This is a genomic window from Kocuria sp. ChxB (genome assembly GCF_044359605.1).
GTDB classification, from domain to species: Bacteria; Actinomycetota; Actinomycetes; order Actinomycetales; family Micrococcaceae; genus Kocuria; species Kocuria rhizophila.
The window spans coordinates 1,729,570-1,746,684 of record NZ_CP121123.1 but is presented as its reverse complement, the minus strand read 5'-3'; the positions used below and the strand labels follow the sequence as shown (position 1 = coordinate 1,746,684).

At 68.8% G+C, this 17,115-nt stretch carries 16 protein-coding genes; 9 read left to right on the top strand and 7 right to left on the bottom strand.

Annotation, left to right across the window (positions count from 1 at the left end; genetic code table 11):
- The first annotated feature begins 4 nt into the window (after positions 1-4).
- The 5 genes from P8S73_RS07730 (at position 5) to P8S73_RS07710 (ending at position 4,837) form a co-directional block, all read left to right on the top strand.
- On the top strand, positions 5-1,174 hold the full coding sequence (locus P8S73_RS07730) for an acyl-CoA dehydrogenase family protein (protein WP_019310320.1): 1,170 nt from the start codon (positions 5-7) through the stop codon (positions 1,172-1,174).
- A 77-nt stretch (positions 1,175-1,251) separates the two neighbouring features.
- The gene (locus P8S73_RS07725) at positions 1,252-2,886 is read left to right on the top strand and encodes an AMP-binding protein (RefSeq protein ID WP_396350302.1); all 1,635 of its coding nucleotides are present in this window, start codon (positions 1,252-1,254) and stop codon (positions 2,884-2,886) included.
- A complete protein-coding gene (locus P8S73_RS07720) occupies positions 2,879-3,820 on the top strand; it encodes a glycosyltransferase family 2 protein (protein ID WP_135010581.1) in 942 nt (313 codons plus the stop codon). Before P8S73_RS07725 ends, P8S73_RS07720 begins: the two co-directional genes overlap by 8 nt.
- 11 nt (positions 3,821-3,831) lie before the next feature.
- Entirely contained in the window at positions 3,832-4,548 is a 717-nt protein-coding gene (locus P8S73_RS07715; RefSeq protein ID WP_396350301.1) for a GNAT family N-acetyltransferase, read from the top strand.
- 55 nt (positions 4,549-4,603) lie between these two features.
- Positions 4,604-4,837 carry a ribbon-helix-helix protein, CopG family gene (locus P8S73_RS07710; RefSeq protein ID WP_396350300.1) on the top strand — a complete coding sequence of 78 codons (234 nt, stop codon included), beginning with the start codon at positions 4,604-4,606 and terminating at the stop codon, positions 4,835-4,837.
- Positions 4,838-4,899: 62 nt separating this feature from the next.
- On the opposite strand, the gene P8S73_RS07705 is transcribed toward P8S73_RS07710, so the two are convergent.
- The 3 genes from P8S73_RS07705 to P8S73_RS07695 form a co-directional block, all read right to left on the bottom strand.
- Positions 4,900-5,655: an SDR family oxidoreductase gene (locus P8S73_RS07705; protein WP_209199481.1), complete on the bottom strand. Its 756-nt coding sequence runs from the start codon at positions 5,653-5,655 to the stop codon at positions 4,900-4,902.
- 22 nt (positions 5,656-5,677) lie between these two features.
- Positions 5,678-7,003: a cryptochrome/photolyase family protein gene (locus tag P8S73_RS07700; RefSeq protein ID WP_396350299.1), complete on the bottom strand. Its 1,326-nt coding sequence runs from the start codon at positions 7,001-7,003 to the stop codon at positions 5,678-5,680.
- Between the two features lie 201 nt (positions 7,004-7,204).
- Positions 7,205-8,527: an HAAAP family serine/threonine permease gene (locus P8S73_RS07695; RefSeq protein WP_191871981.1), complete on the bottom strand. Its 1,323-nt coding sequence runs from the start codon at positions 8,525-8,527 to the stop codon at positions 7,205-7,207.
- A 150-nt stretch (positions 8,528-8,677) separates the two neighbouring features.
- Between P8S73_RS07695 and P8S73_RS07690 the strand changes: the two genes are divergently transcribed.
- On the top strand, positions 8,678-9,100 hold the full coding sequence (locus P8S73_RS07690) for a MarR family winged helix-turn-helix transcriptional regulator (RefSeq protein ID WP_191871979.1): 423 nt from the start codon (positions 8,678-8,680) through the stop codon (positions 9,098-9,100).
- Between the two features lie 47 nt (positions 9,101-9,147).
- On the opposite strand, the gene P8S73_RS07685 is transcribed toward P8S73_RS07690, so the two are convergent.
- Complete coding sequence (locus P8S73_RS07685; protein WP_396350298.1) at positions 9,148-10,905, bottom strand: oleate hydratase; 1,758 nt, start codon at positions 10,903-10,905, stop codon at positions 9,148-9,150.
- Between the two features lie 88 nt (positions 10,906-10,993).
- Between P8S73_RS07685 and P8S73_RS07680 the strand changes: the two genes are divergently transcribed.
- A complete protein-coding gene (locus tag P8S73_RS07680; RefSeq protein WP_396350297.1) occupies positions 10,994-11,743 on the top strand; it encodes a TetR/AcrR family transcriptional regulator in 750 nt (249 codons plus the stop codon).
- A 254-nt stretch (positions 11,744-11,997) separates the two neighbouring features.
- Here P8S73_RS07680 and P8S73_RS07675 read toward each other — a convergent pair whose 3' ends face one another.
- Entirely contained in the window at positions 11,998-13,452 is a 1,455-nt protein-coding gene (locus tag P8S73_RS07675; RefSeq protein WP_019310336.1) for an amino acid permease, read from the bottom strand.
- The gene (gene hutG / locus P8S73_RS07670; protein WP_019310337.1) at positions 13,445-14,641 is read right to left on the bottom strand and encodes a formimidoylglutamase; all 1,197 of its coding nucleotides are present in this window, start codon (positions 14,639-14,641) and stop codon (positions 13,445-13,447) included. The genes P8S73_RS07675 and hutG overlap by 8 nt, the downstream gene beginning before the upstream one ends.
- 232 nt (positions 14,642-14,873) lie before the next feature.
- On the opposite strand from hutG, the gene P8S73_RS07665 reads away from it, so the two are divergent.
- Positions 14,874-15,659, top strand: coding sequence for an IclR family transcriptional regulator (locus tag P8S73_RS07665; RefSeq protein ID WP_019310338.1), 786 nt, complete (start codon positions 14,874-14,876; stop codon positions 15,657-15,659).
- Positions 15,660-15,868: 209 nt separating this feature from the next.
- Positions 15,869-16,312 carry a hypothetical protein gene (locus P8S73_RS07660; protein WP_141564918.1) on the top strand — a complete coding sequence of 148 codons (444 nt, stop codon included), beginning with the start codon at positions 15,869-15,871 and terminating at the stop codon, positions 16,310-16,312.
- Here the strand turns inward: P8S73_RS07660 and P8S73_RS07655 are convergent.
- The gene (locus tag P8S73_RS07655) at positions 16,309-16,866 is read right to left on the bottom strand and encodes a DUF4145 domain-containing protein (protein ID WP_158217866.1); all 558 of its coding nucleotides are present in this window, start codon (positions 16,864-16,866) and stop codon (positions 16,309-16,311) included. The genes P8S73_RS07660 and P8S73_RS07655 overlap by 4 nt on opposite strands.
- Positions 16,867-17,115 lie beyond the last annotated feature (249 nt).

Here is a 17,115-nt window from a genome sequence, read left to right as displayed (position 1 = left end):
CCCCATGATCCACGGCTTCTACGACGAAGAGCACGAGGAGTTCCGCTCGGTGGCCCGCGAGTTCAACGAGCGCGAGGTGGCCCCGCACTACGCGCAGTGGCACGCCGAGCACATGATGGACCGTGGCATCTGGAACCAGGCCGCGGAGGCCGGGCTGCTCGGGCTGGCCGTCCCGGAGGACCACGAGGGCATGGGGCTCGCCGACTACCGCTTCCGCTGCGTGATGGACGAGGAGTTCGTGCGCTCGGGCCACCTGGCCCTGGGGCTCGCGTTCCACCTGCAGGACGACTGGGTGCTGCCGCACCTGCTCGCGTACGGCACGGACGAGCAGAAGCAGCGCTGGCTGCCCGCGATCCTGGGCGGGGAGATGGTCACGAGCGTCGCCTTCACCGAGCCCGGCGCGGGATCCGACCTGCGCGGGGTGCGCACCAAGGCCGTGCGCGACGGCGACGAGTACGTGCTCAACGGCCAGAAGACGTTCATCGGCAACGGCATCTCCGGCGACGCCGCCCTGGTCCTTGCCCGCACGGACGGCGGCACCTCCCCGCGCGGGAACCGGGACAGCTTCAGCCTGTTCCTCGTGGAGAAGAAGGACCACGAGGGCTACACCACGGGCAAGCAGCTGGACAAGATGGGCCTGCAGGCCTCGGACACCGCCGAGCTGTTCTTCGACGACGTCCGGGTGCCCGCCGCCAACCTCGTGGGCGAGGAGGGCAAGGGGCTGGACCAGGTCACCGAGCAGCTGCCGCAGGGGCGGCTGGGCGTGGCCGTGGCCGCCATGGCCATCGCCGAGGGCGTGCTGGCCGAGACCACGGAGTTCGTCTCCAGCCGCAACGTGTTCGGCGAGCGCGTCCTGGACTTCCAGAACACGCAGTTCGAGCTCGCGGAGCTGACCGCGCAGCTGGAGGCCTCGCAGGCGTACGTGGCGCACTGCGTGGAGCTGTTCAACCGCGGTCAGCTGGATCTCATCGCGGCGTCGAAGGTCAAGCTGCAGGCCACCGGCACCGTGAAGGACCTGGTGGACCGCTGCCTGCAGCTGCACGGCGGGTTCGGCTACATCCTGGAGTCCTCCGTGGCGCAGGCGTACACGGCCGTGCGGCTGCTCACGATCTTCGGCGGCACGGACGAGATCCTCAAGGCCACGGTGGGCCACCACATCGCGGCCGCGAACTGAGCACACCACCCCACCTCGAGCCACCCGCCGGCCGCGGCCCCTGCTGACCCTCCCGGCACCCGACCAAGGAGACACCGATGACCGACCCCACGCCGTCCTACGCCGCCGGGCCCACCGATCAGCCGCTGTTGGAGGAGACCATCGGCGAGAACCTGCACCGCACCGCCGAGCGCTTCCCAGACCACGAGGCCCTCGTGGAGGTGGCCGCCGGGAAACGGTGGACCTACCGCGAGTTCCTGCGAGACGTCCGGTCCCTGGCCACGGGGCTGGACCGGCTGGGCGTGCGCGCGGGTGACCGGGTGGGGATCTGGGGGCCCAACTCGTGGGAGTGGGTGCTCACGCAGTACGCGTCCGCTGAGCTCGGCGCCATCCTGGTCAACATCAACCCGTCCTACCGCCAGCACGAGGTGGACTTCGCGCTCGCGCAGGCCGGGATCTCCACGGTCATCAGCAGCCCCGCATTCAAGAACAGCGACTACGCGGGAATGCTGGAGGCCGCCCGCCCCCACGCCCCGGAGCTGCAGAACGTGGTGCTCATGGGCAGCCCCGAGTGGGACGCCCTGTTCGTGGAGCCAGACGACGCCCGGCTCGCCTCGGTCGCCGCCGGTCTGCACGCCGACGACGCCGTGAACATCCAGTACACGTCCGGCACCACCGGGCGACCCAAGGGAGCCACGCTCAGCCACCGGAACATCCTCAACAACGGGTACTTCATCGGCGAGCTGCTGCACTACACCGCCGAGGACCGGATCGTGGTGGTCCCGCCGCTGTACCACTGCTTCGGGATGGTGATCGGCAACCTGGCCGCCACCAGCCACGGCTGCGCGATCATCCTCTCCGGGCCGGGCTTCGACCCGCGGGCCGCGCTGCGCGCCGTCGCCCAGGAGAGGGCGACCAGCCTGTACGGGGTGCCCACCATGTTCATCGCGGAGCTGGAGCTGCCGGACTTCGCGGACTACGACCTCTCCACCCTGCGCACCGGGGTGATGGCCGGGTCCCCGTGCCCCATGGAGGTGATGCGCAAGGTCATCGACCGGATGAACATGGGGGACGTGGCCATCTGCTACGGCATGACCGAGACCTCCCCGGTGAGCTTCCAGACCCGCTCGGACGACTCCCTGGACCGCCGCGTGGGCACCGTGGGGCGGGTGCACCCGCACGTGGAGGTCAAGATCGTGGACCCCTCCACGGGCGAGACCGTTCCCCGCGGGCAGGCCGGCGAGTTCTGCACCCGCGGCTACTCGGTGATGAAGGGCTACTGGGGCCAGGAGGAGAAGACCCGCGAGGCCATCGACCCCGAGGGCTGGCTGCACACCGGGGACATCGCCGTGATGGACCAGGACGGCTACGCGCAGATCACCGGGCGCATCAAGGACATGGTGATCCGCGGTGGGGAGAACATCTACCCGCGCGAGGTGGAGGAGTTCCTCTACACCCACCCGGACATCGTGGACGCCCAGGTGATCGGTGTGCCCAGCGAGAAGTACGGCGAGGAGCTCATGGCCTGGCTGCGGCTGCGCGACGGCGCTGCCACCCTCACCGCCGAGGCCATCCTGGAGTTCGCGGACGGGAAGATCTCCCGCCACAAGATCCCCCGCTACGTGCACGTGGTGGACGAGTTCCCCATGACCGTGACCGGCAAGGTCCGCAAGGTGGAGATGCGCGAGGAGGCGCTGAAGCTGCTGGACCTGGAGGGCCGGCGCGATGGGTGACGTGCTGGCCAGGATGGCGAGCCGGAAGGACCTGGCCCTGAAACGGGTGAGGCGGTCGGCGGAGGCCGCGGCACGGCACCACTCGCCCTCGCGCATCCGCACCAGCCGTGCGCTCTCCGGAGCCATGCGCTTCCCCTCGGGCGCCTTGGGTGACGACCGGGCACTCGGGGGCGTGTGGGGCGTGTCGATGGTCCGGGACGAGATGGATCTGCTGCCGCTCGTGATCGCCCACCTCGAGCAGCAGGGAGTCACCGGTCTGGTGGTCGCGGACAACGGCTCAACGGACGGCACCAGGCAGTTCCTGGAGGTCTACGAGGGCCCGCTGGGGTTGATCGTGGTGGACGACTCCGAGCCCCGGTTCCTGCAGGAGCACAAGATGGACCTGCTGGCGCAGGCAGCTGTGGCCCGCGGTGCCCAGTGGATCGTTCCCTTCGACGCCGACGAGTTCTGGTACGGGCTGGGCGGCACCCTGGCCGAGGTCCTGCAGCGTTCTGCCCCGGACAGACCCGTGCAGTCCGCGCACGTCCACAACGCGGTGCGCACGCCCGAGGGCTTCCTGGTGGGAACAGGGCCCGACCCGCTGCCCAAGGTCGCCTTCCGGCCCCACCGCTGGGCGCACCTGGCCCACGGCAACCACTCCGTGCACCGACCGGGGCTCATCGGACAGGACCTGCGCGTCCTGCACTTCCCCTACCGGTCCCAGGAGCACTTCCTCGCGAAGATCCGCCACGGCAGCAGGGCCCTGGGGCAGAACCGGGAGGGCGCCCCCGTGGGTCACAGCTGGTCGGACCTCGACCTGCTGAGCGATGAGGAGCTGCGGGCGGTCTACGCCGACATGCTCATGGGCAGGGGGCCCTGGTACATGGACTGGATCCCCCGGGGCCCCATGGCACCCCTCACGGAGTTTCCCCCGGCCACGTGGCCCCTGGACTGAGAGAATCGACCATGCTGACCCTCGAGGAGATCTTTCCGCCCTTCGGACTGCGCATCACGTGCGAGGACCTGGAGCTGCGCGTGCTGCGGGACGAGGACTTCCCGGAGCTGGTGGAACTCGTCCAGGGCGGGATTTCCGTGGCGGGTCTGCCCATGCCGTTCCTACGCGCCTGGCACGAGGAACCGTTCGCGCCGGGGACGCCCGACGGCTTCCCGACCACATCGCTGTCCTGGTGGTGGACTCAGCGGGCCACGTTCGCACCGCAGCACTGGAACCTGGCGCTGGTCGTCCGGTTCCGGGGCGAGCTGGTGGGGATGCAGGACCTCGCGGCCCGGGACTTCCCCGTGGCACGCTCGGTCAGTTCGGGCTCGTGGCTCGGGCGCGCGCACCACGGACAGGGCATGGGCACTCTCATGCGCCAGATGGCCGTGGGGTTCGCGTTCGACGAGCTGGACGCCCTCGCGTGCCACTCGGAGTACGTGGTGGGCAACCACGCCTCCGCCGCGGTGAGCCGGAAGACCGGCTACGTGGACAACGGCAGGGCCCGCATTGCCCAGAACACCCGCGACGGCGCCGTGGGCGTGGAGGAGCAGCGCGTCGTCGTCACCCCGGAGACGTACGTGCGCCCCGAGACACCGGTGACCTGCGAGGGCACGATAGCCCTGCGCCGCTTTTTCGGGGTTGAGCGCGCGTGCAATGGTGCGCACCGCCCCTTGTCGCCATCCTGACGGCGGGTAAAATTGACTACCTGTAGTCAATCCACCCCTGAAAGGGGATGTCCCCATGACCGTGGCCACGTCCGTGAAGCTGTCCGACGAAACCGGGGCCAAGCTGGAGCGCCTGGCGGCCCGCACCGGGCGCTCGAAGTCCTACTACCTGCGCGAGGCCGTGGAGACACACATCGACCAGCTGGTCCGCGACTATGAGCTCCTGGAAACCGCACAGAATGTGCGTGCCGGCCGCGAACGCACCTACTCGCTGGCCGAGGTGGAGGACATTCTTGACCTGGGCGATTGAGTTCTCCGAAACGTCTTTGCGAGCCCTTAAGAAAGTCGACCGCCCCGACCAGGCACCGGCGATCAGCCCAGCCAGTCCTCGAACCGGGTGGCGGTGACGAACGCGTCCTGCGGGATCAGCCCGCCGTTCGCGATGCCGCGCCCCAGGTACGGCGCCTCCTTGATCGTGCTCGGGCGCTGGCCGCCCAGGTCCCCACCGGCGGCGAGGATGCGGCGGGCGAAGTTCGCGATGGTGTCCGCCTCCGGGCCCCGGACGGCGAGGATCTCGTGACGGGCCTCGCGCGGTGCGGTGGCGGCGTCGGCCACGAAGTCCGCGACCTCCTCGCGCAGGGCGGGCGCCATGAGCATGGTGGGTGCGAGCGCCACCGGACCCCGGCTGACCATGCCCACGGTCGCGGGGACGAAGTCGAACCACTGCGTGGAGCGCACCGTGACGGACGGGACCGGGGACTGCTGGTAGATGCTCTCCTGCACGGCCTTGCCCTTGTAGTAGCCGTACCCGGAGTTCACGCGCGGGTCCTCGGCCCCGGCAATGGACAGGCACACGATCCGACCCACGCCCTGCTCGTGCGCTGCCGAGGCGATGTTCGACGCCGAGCGCGCGAAGAACGGCACGGCCTTGCGCGCCCCCATGGTGGTGATGTGGAGGGCGTCCACCACCGCGTCCGCACCGTCGAGGGCCTGCGCGAGGCCCTCCCCGGCGACCGCGTCCACGCCCGTGCGGCGGCTGGCCCGCACCACCGTGTGGCCGCGCCCCTCCAGCACGTCCGCCACGTTCGCTCCGAAGTTCCCGCTGGCACCCAGCACCGTGATCTTCATGGGGTCAGGGTAGACCCGGCACCTACAGGCTCTTGAACAGCTCCAGCGCGTGCGCCCGGGACTCCTTGAGGTCCACGATGGGCTCCACGCCCTCCTGCCGCCCGTTCCATCGGTCCACGTACTCGAAGTCAGGGTCGAACTTCTTCTGCTGCGTCTCCGCGTTGAAGATCCGGAAGTAGGGCGCAGCGTCCGTGCCGCAGCCGGCCACCCACTGCCAGTTGTGCGGGTTGCTCGCGGGGTCCGCGTCCACCAGCGTGTCCCAGAACCACTGCTCGCCCAGCCGCCAGTCGATCAGGAGGTTCTTGGCCAGCAGGGAGGCCACCACCATGCGCACGCGGTTCTGCATGGTCCCGGTCTCCCACAGCTCGTGCATCCCGGCGTCCACCAGCGGGATCCCGGTGCGCCCCATCTGCCACGCGGCGAGCACGTCCTCGTCCAGCGGGGGCCACGGGAAGGCGTCGAACTTGGGGTTGATGTTCTCGGTGGCCATGTCCGGGTGGACGTAGAGGTTGTACCAGGAGAACTCGCGCCACCCCACCTCGGTGAGGAACTTCCCGGGGTTCTCAGCGCGCTCCAGGGCGGTGTGCCACACGGTGTACGGGCTGATCTCGCCCCAGCGCAGGTGCGGGGACAGCCCTGACGTGGCCGGCTTGGCGGGCACGTCCCGGTCCTCGGCGTAGCGCGGCAGCCGCTCGTCCAGGAACTCGTCCAGCCGTTCGTGCGCCGCCCGCTCCCCCACGGTCCACGTGCGCGCCAGCCCCCCGGACCAGTCCGGGTGCGTGGGCAGCAGGCCCCAGTTGGCCAGGTCATCGGAGGCCGGTGCCGGGTCCGCGGGGTCGATCGACGACGGCGCCGGGTACGGTTCCCGGGGCGGCGGCCCACTGGTGCACGCGCGCCAGAACGGCGTGAACACCCGGTAGGGGTCCCCGTTCTGGGTACTGACGGTCCACGGCTCGAACATGAGCGAACCGGCATACGAGTGGGCGTCCACACCGTTCTCCCCGGCCCACTCCTTGAGCCCGGCATCCACCGCACGCTCCGGCCCGCCGTAGCGGCGGTTCCACAGCAGGCGGTTCGCGCCGGTCTCGCGCACGACGCCGGGCACCACCTCCCCTGCCGGGCCGCGCCGCAACGTGAGGGGTACCCCCAGGTCGGAGAGGTCCGCGGCCAGTGAGCTCAGGGAGTGGTGCAGCCACCACTTGGCAGCGCCACCGAGCGGGCGGATACCCTGCGACTCCTCGTCCAGGACGTAGAGGCACACCACGGGTTCGCCGTGGGACACCGCCTCGTGCAGGGCGGGGTGGTCGGTGACCCGGAGGTCGTCGCGGAACAGCACCACGGTGGTCATCTGGGCTCCTCACCCGTTCGGTCGGTGGTGTGCAACGACCCCCGCTGCGCAGCAGCGGGGGTCGCGGCCTCGGTCACGGCCAATCTACACAGGGGGACCGCCCCGGGCCCGGGGCGGCAGGCCCGTAGCGGTCCGCACCGCACCACCGGCGGCCGGACGCGGACCCGGCCCAGCGGCGTCGTCCTGCGGCGGCGTGGGGCGTCAGGCCACCAGGCCGTAGATGATGCCGCTCACGGCCACCAGGCCGGCCACCGTGACGAACACGTTGGAGAGTTTGCCGCGGTAGGGCTCCAGCGCGGGGAGCTTGTGGATCGCGTACATGGGCATGAGGTACAGGATCATCGCGATCACCGGGCCCGCGAGGGACTCGATGAGCGAGAGCACGCTGGGGTTCGCGATGGCCACGAGCCACGTGGTCACGAACATGAACACGGCCACGGCGGTGTGCAGCGTCTTGGTGCCGATCCTGGTTCCCTGCGGGTCCACGGTGGAGCGCACGACCCCCACGGCGCCTTCGGCGGCGCCCATGTAGTGGCCGAAGAAGGAGGAGGCGATCGCCGTCAGCGCCACGGCGGGGCCCAGGTAGGCGATGAACGGGCTGCCGTTCTCGTTGGCCAGGTAGGACAGGACGGGCAGGTTCTGGTCCTTGGCGGCCTGCAGCCCGTCCGGGCCCAACGAGAGCACGCAGGACCACACGAAACCCATGGTGAAGACGACCAGGAGCAGGGTGCTGCGGCGCAGGACCACGGAGGCGCGCGCGCTCGCGTGCTCCCCGTACTGGTGCTTCATGGCCACGGAGAACTGGCTCACGGCCGGCGAGTGGTTGAAGGCGAACACGAGCACCGGGATGATCATCCACACGGACATCAGGAAGTCGCCGGCGGACGGCACGCCCTGGAACACGCTGAGGTCCCACGTGGGGATCAGGTACAGCGTCACGCCCAGCAGGATCAGGATCAGCGGGTACACAAGCCACTGGGTGACGATCAGCATGATGCGCTGACCCGTAAACATCACGAGCATGAGCAGCGCCACCAGGATGCCCGAGAGCAGCCAGCGCGGCGGGGACGCCATGCCCAGCTGGTTGACCATGAGGCTGTCCACGGTGTTGGTGATGCTCACCCCGTAGATCAGCACGATCGGGTAGATCGCCAGGAAGTACAGGACGGTGATGACCCGGCCGATGCCCTCGCCGAAGGCCTTGCGGGCCACCACCGTGATGTCCTCGCCCGGGACGGGGGAGGCGCACACGAAGCGGGACAGCGCCCGGTGGGACAGGTACGTCATGGGGCCGATCAGGATGGTGACGATCAGCAGCGGCCAAAGGCCGCCAAGCCCAGCATTGATGGGCAGGAACAGCACGCCCGCGCCCACCGCGGTGCCGAAGAGGGAGATGGCCCAGTTGGTCTCGAACCGGCGGTTGACGGGCCGCTCGTTCGCGGCATCCGCCTGCGTGGCCGTGGCCACGGAGGACCCTCCGGTCGAGGCGTTCGTGGGGTCTGGGGCGTGGTCGTGGTCAGCCACCGGGGTCTCCGTGCTGTCGGGGAAAGGGACGAGCGAAAGGATGCGGACACCCTGTGAGCCGGATCATAGTTATACGCGATTCGGTGGCATTGTTCAACAAACTCCCGTCGGCCCAGGTCGCACCGCAGGGCCCTCCCGTACCATGGACGCATGGATCCCGAGCTCCGCCTGGACACGCAACTGTGCTTCGCGCTGTACACCGCCTCGCGCAAGGTCACCAGTGCCTACCGGGAGCCGTTGAAGGCGATGGGTCTGACCTATCCGCAGTACCTGGTGATGCTCGTGCTGTGGGAGGACGACCACCGCTCCGTCCACCAGCTGGGGGAGACCCTCATGCTGGACAGTGGAACCCTCTCGCCCCTGCTGCGGCGCATGGAGGCCGCCGGCTTCGTCACCCGCAAGCGGTGCGAACGCGATGAGCGCTCCGTGGTCGTCTCCCTCACGGACGCCGGTCGCTCCCTGGAGAAGAAGGCCGCCGCCATGCAGAAGAAGCTGCTGGACGAACTGGACATGAGCCTGCGGGAGAGGCTGACCCTGCACGAGCTGGCGCGGAGGCTGTACACCTCGCGGTGACACCCTCCGGCCGCACCCGCGCAGGGTCGCTCAGCGCGCGCTGAGGGTCACAGCACGCCGTACTCCTCGAGCAGCTCGCCCACCTCGCCGTTCTCCAGACGACGACGCAGCCGCTTGCGCAGCGGTTCCGGCCCGGGGATCCGGACCTTCTCGCCGTCCCGCAGCCGGGTGAGGCCTTCCAGCAGCACCCGCACGTCGTAGGTGCTGCCCCACGTCTCGGGAACGCCGCGCTCCACGCCCATGAGCTGGTAGACGGCCTCCATGCCGGTGCGCACCGAGTACTCGGTGGTGAAGATGCAGTCGCGGCCCGTCTCCGCGAACTGACCCAGGAAGGCGAAGTTCCGGGCGCCCTCGGGCACCACCTGCGGGCGGTCGCCCGCGTGGCGCGGCATGAAGAAGCTGGTCACGTACGGCATCATCACGGGCACCGTCTTGGCGCCGGTGGCCGCGAGCTCCGGGATCTCCTCCACCGGAACGCCCAGGTGGTAGAGCCACTCCTGGGTGATCTCCTCACCCGTGCACTCGGCCATGGTCTTCTTCACGAAGTCGCCGGGGGTGTCCACGAACAGCGAGTAGACCCACACCACGACCTGGTCCTTCGGCTGCTTCTTGAAGTGCGGCTGGCGGTTCACGGTCCAGCTGAGCAGCCACGAGGAGTCCTCCGCCGTGACGATCCCGCCCGTGACCACGCGGCCGCTGAACGGGTCCCGCTGCGCGATCTTCCGGATGTACTCGGGGATCCGCTCGTCCAGGGTGGTGACGGTGGCAGACTCCCACTTGGTCTTGTCGATCGAGGAGCAGAACACCTCGGGGCGCCCGAAGGAGGGGTCCTTGGCGGCGATCCGCTTCCACAGGTCCCAGGCCGAGGCGGGACCGCGGTCGAGCTTCGCGGGGGTGGCGTGGTCGCCGTCGTCCGAGTTGTCCACGAGGGAGCCGATGGTGGTGAGCACGAGGTCGTGCTCACCAAGCTCCTGGGTCTCGGTGGCGCCCTCGCGCACCCAGTGGATCGCGGTGGCGCGGATCTCGCCGTTGCGGTGGGAGAAGTCGATGTCGCGGACGTCGGTGTCGTACTGGAAGGTGACGCCGCGCTCCGTGAGGTAGGAGATCAGGGGCAGCACGAAGGACTCGTACTGGTTGTACTTGGAGAACTTCAGCGCAGAGAAGTCCGGCAGCCCGCCGATGTGGTGCACGAAGCGGTGCAGGTAGAGCTTGAACTCCAGCGCGGAGTGCCACTCCTCGAACGCGAACATGGTGCGCCAGTACATCCAGAACGGGGAGGCCAGGAACTCCTTGCTCATGACCTCCTGGATCTGCTTGCCCTCCATCTCCTCGCGCGTGGCCATGAAGACGTGCAGCAGGTCCTTCTGCGCGCGCTGCGGGAGGTCGAACTTGCCCTCGTGGCCAGCGTCCTGGCCCTGCTTCACGGTGGCGCGGCACAGGGAGTAGTTGGGGTCGTCCCGGTTGAGCCACGCGAACTCGTCCAGCACGGACGCGCCCTCAATCTCCAGGGACGGCACAGAGCGCATCATGTCCCACAGGCACTCCATGTGGTTCTCGAGCTCGCGCCCGCCGCGGATCACGAACCCCTTCTCGGGGACGTCCAGACCGTCCAGGGCGCCGCCGGGCAGCCGCCCCTTCTCCACCACGGTCACGTTCTCGCCGGGCACGCCGGCGTCCCGGACCAGGAACACCGCCGCGGCGAGGCCGGCCAGACCGGACCCCACGATCCACGCGCGGGTGTCCTGGGCGTGCTCCGCCGGGCGGGGCCGCATGAAGGCCTCGTAGTTGCCTGCTGTGAACTGCATGTCGTTCCTCCTTCCGCGGGGCGTCGCTCTGGCGCTCCCTGCGTACATAATTGAGCCTAATCAATTTTGAGTGCAATACAATTATCTGGTGGAGAAAATTCAGAACCCGACGCCGCGCCGCCGGGGACATCCCCTGGAGCACGCGGCCTCCCGCGTGAGTCCGCGCGGTCCCGGCCGCCGCGAAATCGCCAAGGCCGAGAAGCGCGCTCGCATCCTGGCCGCCGCCCGCGCGCTCGTGAGCGAGAAGGGCTACGCGCAGATGTCCATGAGCGAGGTGGCCGCCCGCGCGGACGTGGCAGCGGGCACCGTGTTCCAGTACGCCGCCACCAAGGCGGAGCTGCTCATGATGGTCACCGAGAACATCTGGGCGGACCACGTCAACGACGCCCTGGACGCGACCCCCGGCCCCGCCCAGCGCTCCCCCGCCGCTGTGGTGGACGCGATCATGGACTCGCTCGACCCCATCTTCGACATGGCCGTCCACTGGCCAGAGACCACGGTGTGGATCGCGCGCGAGATCCTCTTCGGCGAGGACCTGCCGCACCGCCGCGAGGTGCTGGTGCTCGTGGAGAAGCTGGAGGACCACATCGCCCGGATGCTCGCGGGCTGCCGCCCCGCCGCCTCGGACGCCGACGCCGCCCCCCTGGACGTGGGTGCGCGGATGATCGTCACCAGCGGGCTGGCCGAGCTCAACCGCGCCCGCCAGGGTCGCGCGGAGCTGGACCTGGTGCTGGAGCGGATGCGGGAGATCGTCGCGCTCGTGGCCGCGGGCGTGGGCACCGCACACGCTCCCGCGCACGACGCCGCCGTCCCCGCCTCCCCGGAGTCCGCCCGGTAGCCCGCCGGGGCGCGACGCCGCCGTGCCCCGGGTGGCCTGCTCAGGGAGCACGGAGCGGCGCCAGCGCGTCACGGGCAGGCGCTGGAGCGGACGGCGGCCGCGCCCCGCTCAGGAGGCGGCCACGGCCCCGCGAGGACGAACCCGTGACCCGCGCGGCGCGTGACGGGGCGCGCGGGCCCGGCCGTGCGGCGTCGTCGTCCGGGCATGGGAAAGCCCCGGCTCGCGAACGGGCCGGGGCTCTCAGCAGGCGGGGATCAGCTGCGGGGCAGGGTGATCAGCGCAGTGTGGTCGTCCAGCGGCGGGCGGTGGCGGCCGCTGCCCCGGACGAACAGCGCGTAGCCCACGCCCAGGAGCACGAGCCACACGACGCCCACGATCAGCGCCACGCGGGTGTCCGGGAACCAGCCGAGCAGCACGATCACGAACAGGATGCCGACGGTCGCGGCCCACGAGGCCACGGGCCAGAACGGGACCTTGAACTCGGACTCGGGGCGGTTCTTGCGCTCGATCTCCCGCCTCATGGCGATGTGCGAGAGCAGGATCATGAGCCACACCCACACGGTGGCGAACGTGGCGATCGAGGCGATGATGAGGAACACGTCCTCGGGGATCACAGCGTTGAGGACCGCGCCGATGCCCAGGGCGATGCCCATGACCACCACGGTGAGCCACGGGACGCCGTTGCGGGAGACCTTGGTGAAGGCCCGGGGCGCCTGGCCCTGCTCCGCGAGGCCGAAGAGCATGCGGCCCGCGCCGAAGGTGTCGGCGTTGATCGCGGAGACGGCGGCGACGATGACCACCACGTTGAGGATGGATGCCGCAGCGGGAATACCCAGGGCGGAGAAGATCTGCACGAACGGGCTGGCCTCGCCGGTGATCTCGGTCCACGGCACCAGGGACATCAGCACCACCATGGTGCCCACGTAGAACAGCAGGATGCGGGCGGGCACGGCGTTGACGGCCTTGGGGATGGAGCGGGCCGGATCACCGGCTTCACCGGCGGTGATGCCGATGGTCTCGATGCCGCCGAACGCGAAGACCACCACGGACAGCGCGGCCAGCAGACCGCCCAGGCCGTTGGGCATGAAGCCTCCGTGGTCCACCAGGTTCTGCAGCCCCACGGGCTCGCCCGGGGCGTAGGAGACGCCGATCACCATGAGCACGATGCCGCCGCCGATCATCGCCAGGATGGCCCCCACCTTGATGATGGTCAGCCAGAACTCCATCTCGCCGAAGATCTTCACGTTGCGGGTGTTGATCGCGGCAATGAACAGGATGACGGCGGTGACCCAGATCCAGCGGGGGGTGTCCGGGAACCAGAAGCCCATGTACACGCCGAACGCGGTGACGTCCGCAATGGCCACCACGATCATCTCGAACACGAACGTCCAGCCCGTGACGAAGCCCGCGAACGGGCCCAGGTAGCGCGCGGCATACTGGCCGAATGAACCAGGGACGGGGTGGCGCACGGCCATCTCGCCCAGGGCCCGCATGACCATGTAGACCACCGCTCCGGCGATCAGGTACGCGAGGATCACCGACGGGCCGGCCACCTGGATGGCGGTGGCCGAGCCGTAGAACAGCCCGGTTCCGATCGCCGAGCCCAGCGCGATGAACTGGATGTGGCGCATGCTCAGCCCGCGGGACAGGGTGGGGTGGCCCGCCCCGCCCTGCTGCGGTGCGGGCGGCGGGGATGCGGGACTACTCATGGCGCTCTCCTGTGGTGTTCCCGGCGGGGCCGGTCGGTGGGGTCGGTGCGGCGGGCGCCGCCTCGGTGGACGACGTCGTCCCCGCGCCTCCCGCGTGCGGGGACGTGCCCGCGGTGGCCAGGTGCGGCGTCGTGGTGATCAGGGCGTCGTGGGCCAGGGTGGTGATGAGGCGCGCGGCGGCGCGGGCGGTGCGGCCGTCCACGTCCATCCGCGGCAGCAGCTCCACCACGTCCACGAGCACCAGTTTGCCGCTGCGGGCCACGCGGTGGCACACGGCCTGGACGGTCTCCAGGGGAACACCGTATCCGGCCGGGGCGCTCACGCCGGGCGCCACGGCGGCGGGCAGGACGTCCAGGTCGATGCTCAGGTGGATGGCGTCCACGCGCTCGACGAGGCGGTCCACGACCTCCAGGACGGCGTCGAGGTGGCGGGGCTGGCACTGCTCGTCCGTGAGGTGCTCCACGCCCAGCTCGTCCGCGGTGCGGAACAGGACACCGGTGTTATTGGGCTCGCTGATGCCGAGCACGGTGTAGTCGAACGTGCGGCCGGCCTCCCGGTCCGCGCGGGCCATCTGCAGGAACGGGGTGCCGGAGGAGGGCTCGTCCGCTTGCCGCAGGTCGAAGTGGGCATCCAGGTTCAGCACGCCCACGCGCTGGTCCCGCAGGTGTTCGCAGCGGGTGCGGCCCAGGTAGCTGCCCCACGCGGTGTCGTGGCCGCCGCCCAGGACGACCACGGGATTGCCGGTGTCCAGGAGGCGCGCGACCTCGTTCCCCAGGGTGTCCTGGCCGCCCTCCAGGTCGCGGTCCGGGACCACCACGGTGCCCGCGTCGTGGATGCCGAAGTCGGCATGCATCGCCAGGGGGGCGAGGGCACCGCGCAGGGCGTCCGGGCCCTCGGAGGCGCCCACGCGACCCTTGTTGCGGCGCACGCCCTCGTCGCAGGAGAAGCCGATGAGCTCGACGGCGGGGGTCTGCGCGGTCTGCGCAGTCGGCGCAGTCTGCGCAGCAGTGTCCTGGTCGGCGCCGCGCTGTCCGTCACCTCGCGAGGCATTCTGAGGGGTCTGCTGCGCGGCTTCATGAGCGATGCCCTGCCGTGCTCGCTGGTGCCAACGCAGGTGCTCGGGGGTGTCCCCGTCCGTCCTGCCACTCCACACGGGGGGGTCCGGCGGGGTGATCCGGGTGGTCGTCATGCAGCGTCCTTCCCCGCGGTGCCGCCTCCCCGGGCCGCCTCGCGGTGCTCGCGTGTGATCTGAATTACCCTTTGCTCCACACAAGCCCATCATCAGGGATCGCGGGGAGGCCCGACACCAGATATCGTCTGGTATTCCAGACACGCAGATCGTACGACACGCCGGGTCGGGGGCACGCACGGTGGCCGCGCGGCGTCGTCGTCACCCACCCCCGCACGTCGAAGGAGACCCCATGCCGGGAGCCAAGGTGCCTGCCGCCCAGAGCACGCTGCGGATCCTGCGGTTCCTGGCGTCGCGGAAGGGGCCGGTGGCGGCGTCGTCGATTGCGACGGCGCTGGAGCTGCCGCGGTCCAGCGTGTACCACCTGCTGGCGGTGATGACCGAGCAGGGGTTCGTGGTGCACCTGCCGGAGGAGCGGCTGTACGGACTGGGGATCGCGGCGTTCGAGCTGTCCTCGGCGTACACGCGGCAGGACCCGATGGCGCGGCTGGGCGAGCCGCTGCTGCGCGCGCTCGTGGACGCGGTGGGCGAGAACGCGCACCTGGCAGTGATGCACGGGCGGGACGTGGTCTACGTGGTGGAGGAGCGGGCGCCGTACAAGCCGTCGCTGGTGACGAACGTGGGGGTGCGCATCCCGGCGCACCTCACGGCGAGCGGGCGGTCGATGCTCGCGGGCCTGCCCGCCGCGCAGGTGCGGGCGCTGTACCCGGACCGGGACTCGTTCGCGTCGCGCTGGGAGAGTACGGCGATCACGACGCCGAGCCAGCTGCGCGCGGAGCTCTCGCGGACCCGGGAGCGCGGCTGGGCCGTGGAGGAGGGAGACGTGACGCCGAACTTCGCGTCCGTGGCTGTTGCGGCGCACGACCACCGGGGGCTGCCGGTGGCGGGGGTGGCGCTGACGTTCCTGGGGCACAAGATCGACGACGAGCGGCGGGCGGAACTGGTGGGGCACGTAAGGCGGACGGCGGAGGTGCTGACGCGGCGGTTGCATGGGGCAGTGCCGGGGGGTGGGGACTGAAAGTTGGATGGACCCGCGGGCTCCCCATGACCGACGGGCCCTTTCCGCCACAACCGGCCCCGACCCGTATCCACTAACGACCACGCCATGCCCTTTCACAACTAGAACAGTGCGCCTTGGGATTCTGCGACTCGCCGACTGAGGAGGACAGGACCAGACCCGGGGCACCACCAGGCATCGCTCGCAAGAGAGTGGAGGATGATAGTTACGTGGACACAACTAACCTCATCTCCCTAGCCGCTCTAGCTATTGCCTGCGCAGCCTTCCTCATCGCGATTGCGGATTGGCTCCAACTAGGCCGGGAAGCACCCTGGGAGGCCACCTGGGGAGAGGAAGGCATCTTGGTTCTGACTCGGCGGCACTACTGGCCGGTGTGGATCGAAGGATTTCTCAACTTCCACGGCGGCGGGGTCTCTGTAGTAAACGATGCGGCGTTCCCGGTCACTCTTATGGGTCGAAACTCAACCGTCGTTCTGCGCATGGGAGCAGGTGGAAGAGGATCTGCTTTGGATGTCTTTTACCGTCGAGCTACTGTTTGGGAACTCACAAAAAAACGTCTGGGGCATCTCCACCACAACCCACATTGGTCTTTTACAACAATGAGCACAGAAAAACTAAGCTGGTCAACACCCGTTCTTTTTTCCGGAATTTAAAAGACGACTGGCTTGTAAACCTCCTTCACGAGCCCGTTCGCAGTCAATATTATTCGCGCTAGATCCTCCGAAGATATTCCAGCACCTTCATGGACCGCATCATTTCGAGCCATCCGTAATAAATGCAGAGATTCTTTAGAGACCTGCGTGGGGATGTTATTCGCGTAGATGAGATCGATCATGGCAAAAAATGACTTACTTTTTAAATTGAACGAAGGGGGGAGGTGTTCTCGTAGCAATTTTTCCACTGCAATTTCCGCAGCTAACCCCGCATCTATTACTGCCAGTCGACTCTTTCTTCGCCTTTCCCAGGTCTTGGCTGAACATAATAAGATTTCTTCCAGAGGCGGGAGCTGCCCCGAAGACGACAGTCGCAGGAGCCCTCCCCAGTCGCGTCCATACAGCGGAATACTCGCATCCCAGTACAAGAGCAAGCGACTGGATTCATCGCGCCGAGAGGATGGCTCAAAATTGGCACCAGGAGTCTCCAGGTTGTTTATTGGCCAATTCCAGTTTAAATCCTGACCGAACCTAACCTCGATCCAGGTGGCCATAAAGTCGAACCATCGGTCGAGGCACTCCCCGACGCCAGCTGGGTCTGACCGTGAAGGTAAGCGCACCGCAACTCGACGCAATTGCAATACCCCGGGACCGCTTGTTGGAGTGGGGGGAGGCCCTATCCAATCCGCCCTAGGGTCAGGAGGATTCCCCATCCAGTCGACTCCAACCTCAGACTGACTATCCAACCACGTCACATTAGGGGGACCGGAGATCCCTCTGGTTCTAAAAATGGAAGGAACACT

Excerpts from the sequence above, each read along its gene's own strand:
- P8S73_RS07730 (WP_019310320.1), top strand. The coding sequence starts at position 5 with ATGATCCACGGCTTCTACGACGAAGAGCACGAGGAGTTCCGCTCGGTG.
- P8S73_RS07725 (WP_396350302.1), top strand. The coding sequence starts at position 1,252 with ATGACCGACCCCACGCCGTCCTACGCCGCCGGGCCCACCGATCAGCCG.
- P8S73_RS07720 (WP_135010581.1), top strand. The coding sequence starts at position 2,879 with ATGGGTGACGTGCTGGCCAGGATGGCGAGCCGGAAGGACCTGGCCCTG.
- P8S73_RS07715 (WP_396350301.1), top strand. The coding sequence starts at position 3,832 with ATGCTGACCCTCGAGGAGATCTTTCCGCCCTTCGGACTGCGCATCACG.
- P8S73_RS07710 (WP_396350300.1), top strand. The coding sequence starts at position 4,604 with ATGACCGTGGCCACGTCCGTGAAGCTGTCCGACGAAACCGGGGCCAAG.
- P8S73_RS07705 (WP_209199481.1), bottom strand. The coding sequence starts at position 5,655 with ATGAAGATCACGGTGCTGGGTGCCAGCGGGAACTTCGGAGCGAACGTG.
- P8S73_RS07700 (WP_396350299.1), bottom strand. The coding sequence starts at position 7,003 with ATGACCACCGTGGTGCTGTTCCGCGACGACCTCCGGGTCACCGACCAC.
- P8S73_RS07690 (WP_191871979.1), top strand. The coding sequence starts at position 8,678 with ATGGATCCCGAGCTCCGCCTGGACACGCAACTGTGCTTCGCGCTGTAC.
- P8S73_RS07685 (WP_396350298.1), bottom strand. The coding sequence starts at position 10,905 with ATGCAGTTCACAGCAGGCAACTACGAGGCCTTCATGCGGCCCCGCCCG.
- P8S73_RS07675 (WP_019310336.1), bottom strand. The coding sequence starts at position 13,452 with ATGAGTAGTCCCGCATCCCCGCCGCCCGCACCGCAGCAGGGCGGGGCG.
- hutG (WP_019310337.1), bottom strand. The coding sequence starts at position 14,641 with ATGACGACCACCCGGATCACCCCGCCGGACCCCCCCGTGTGGAGTGGC.
- P8S73_RS07665 (WP_019310338.1), top strand. The coding sequence starts at position 14,874 with ATGCCGGGAGCCAAGGTGCCTGCCGCCCAGAGCACGCTGCGGATCCTG.
- P8S73_RS07655 (WP_158217866.1), bottom strand. The coding sequence starts at position 16,866 with ATGGCCACCTGGATCGAGGTTAGGTTCGGTCAGGATTTAAACTGGAAT.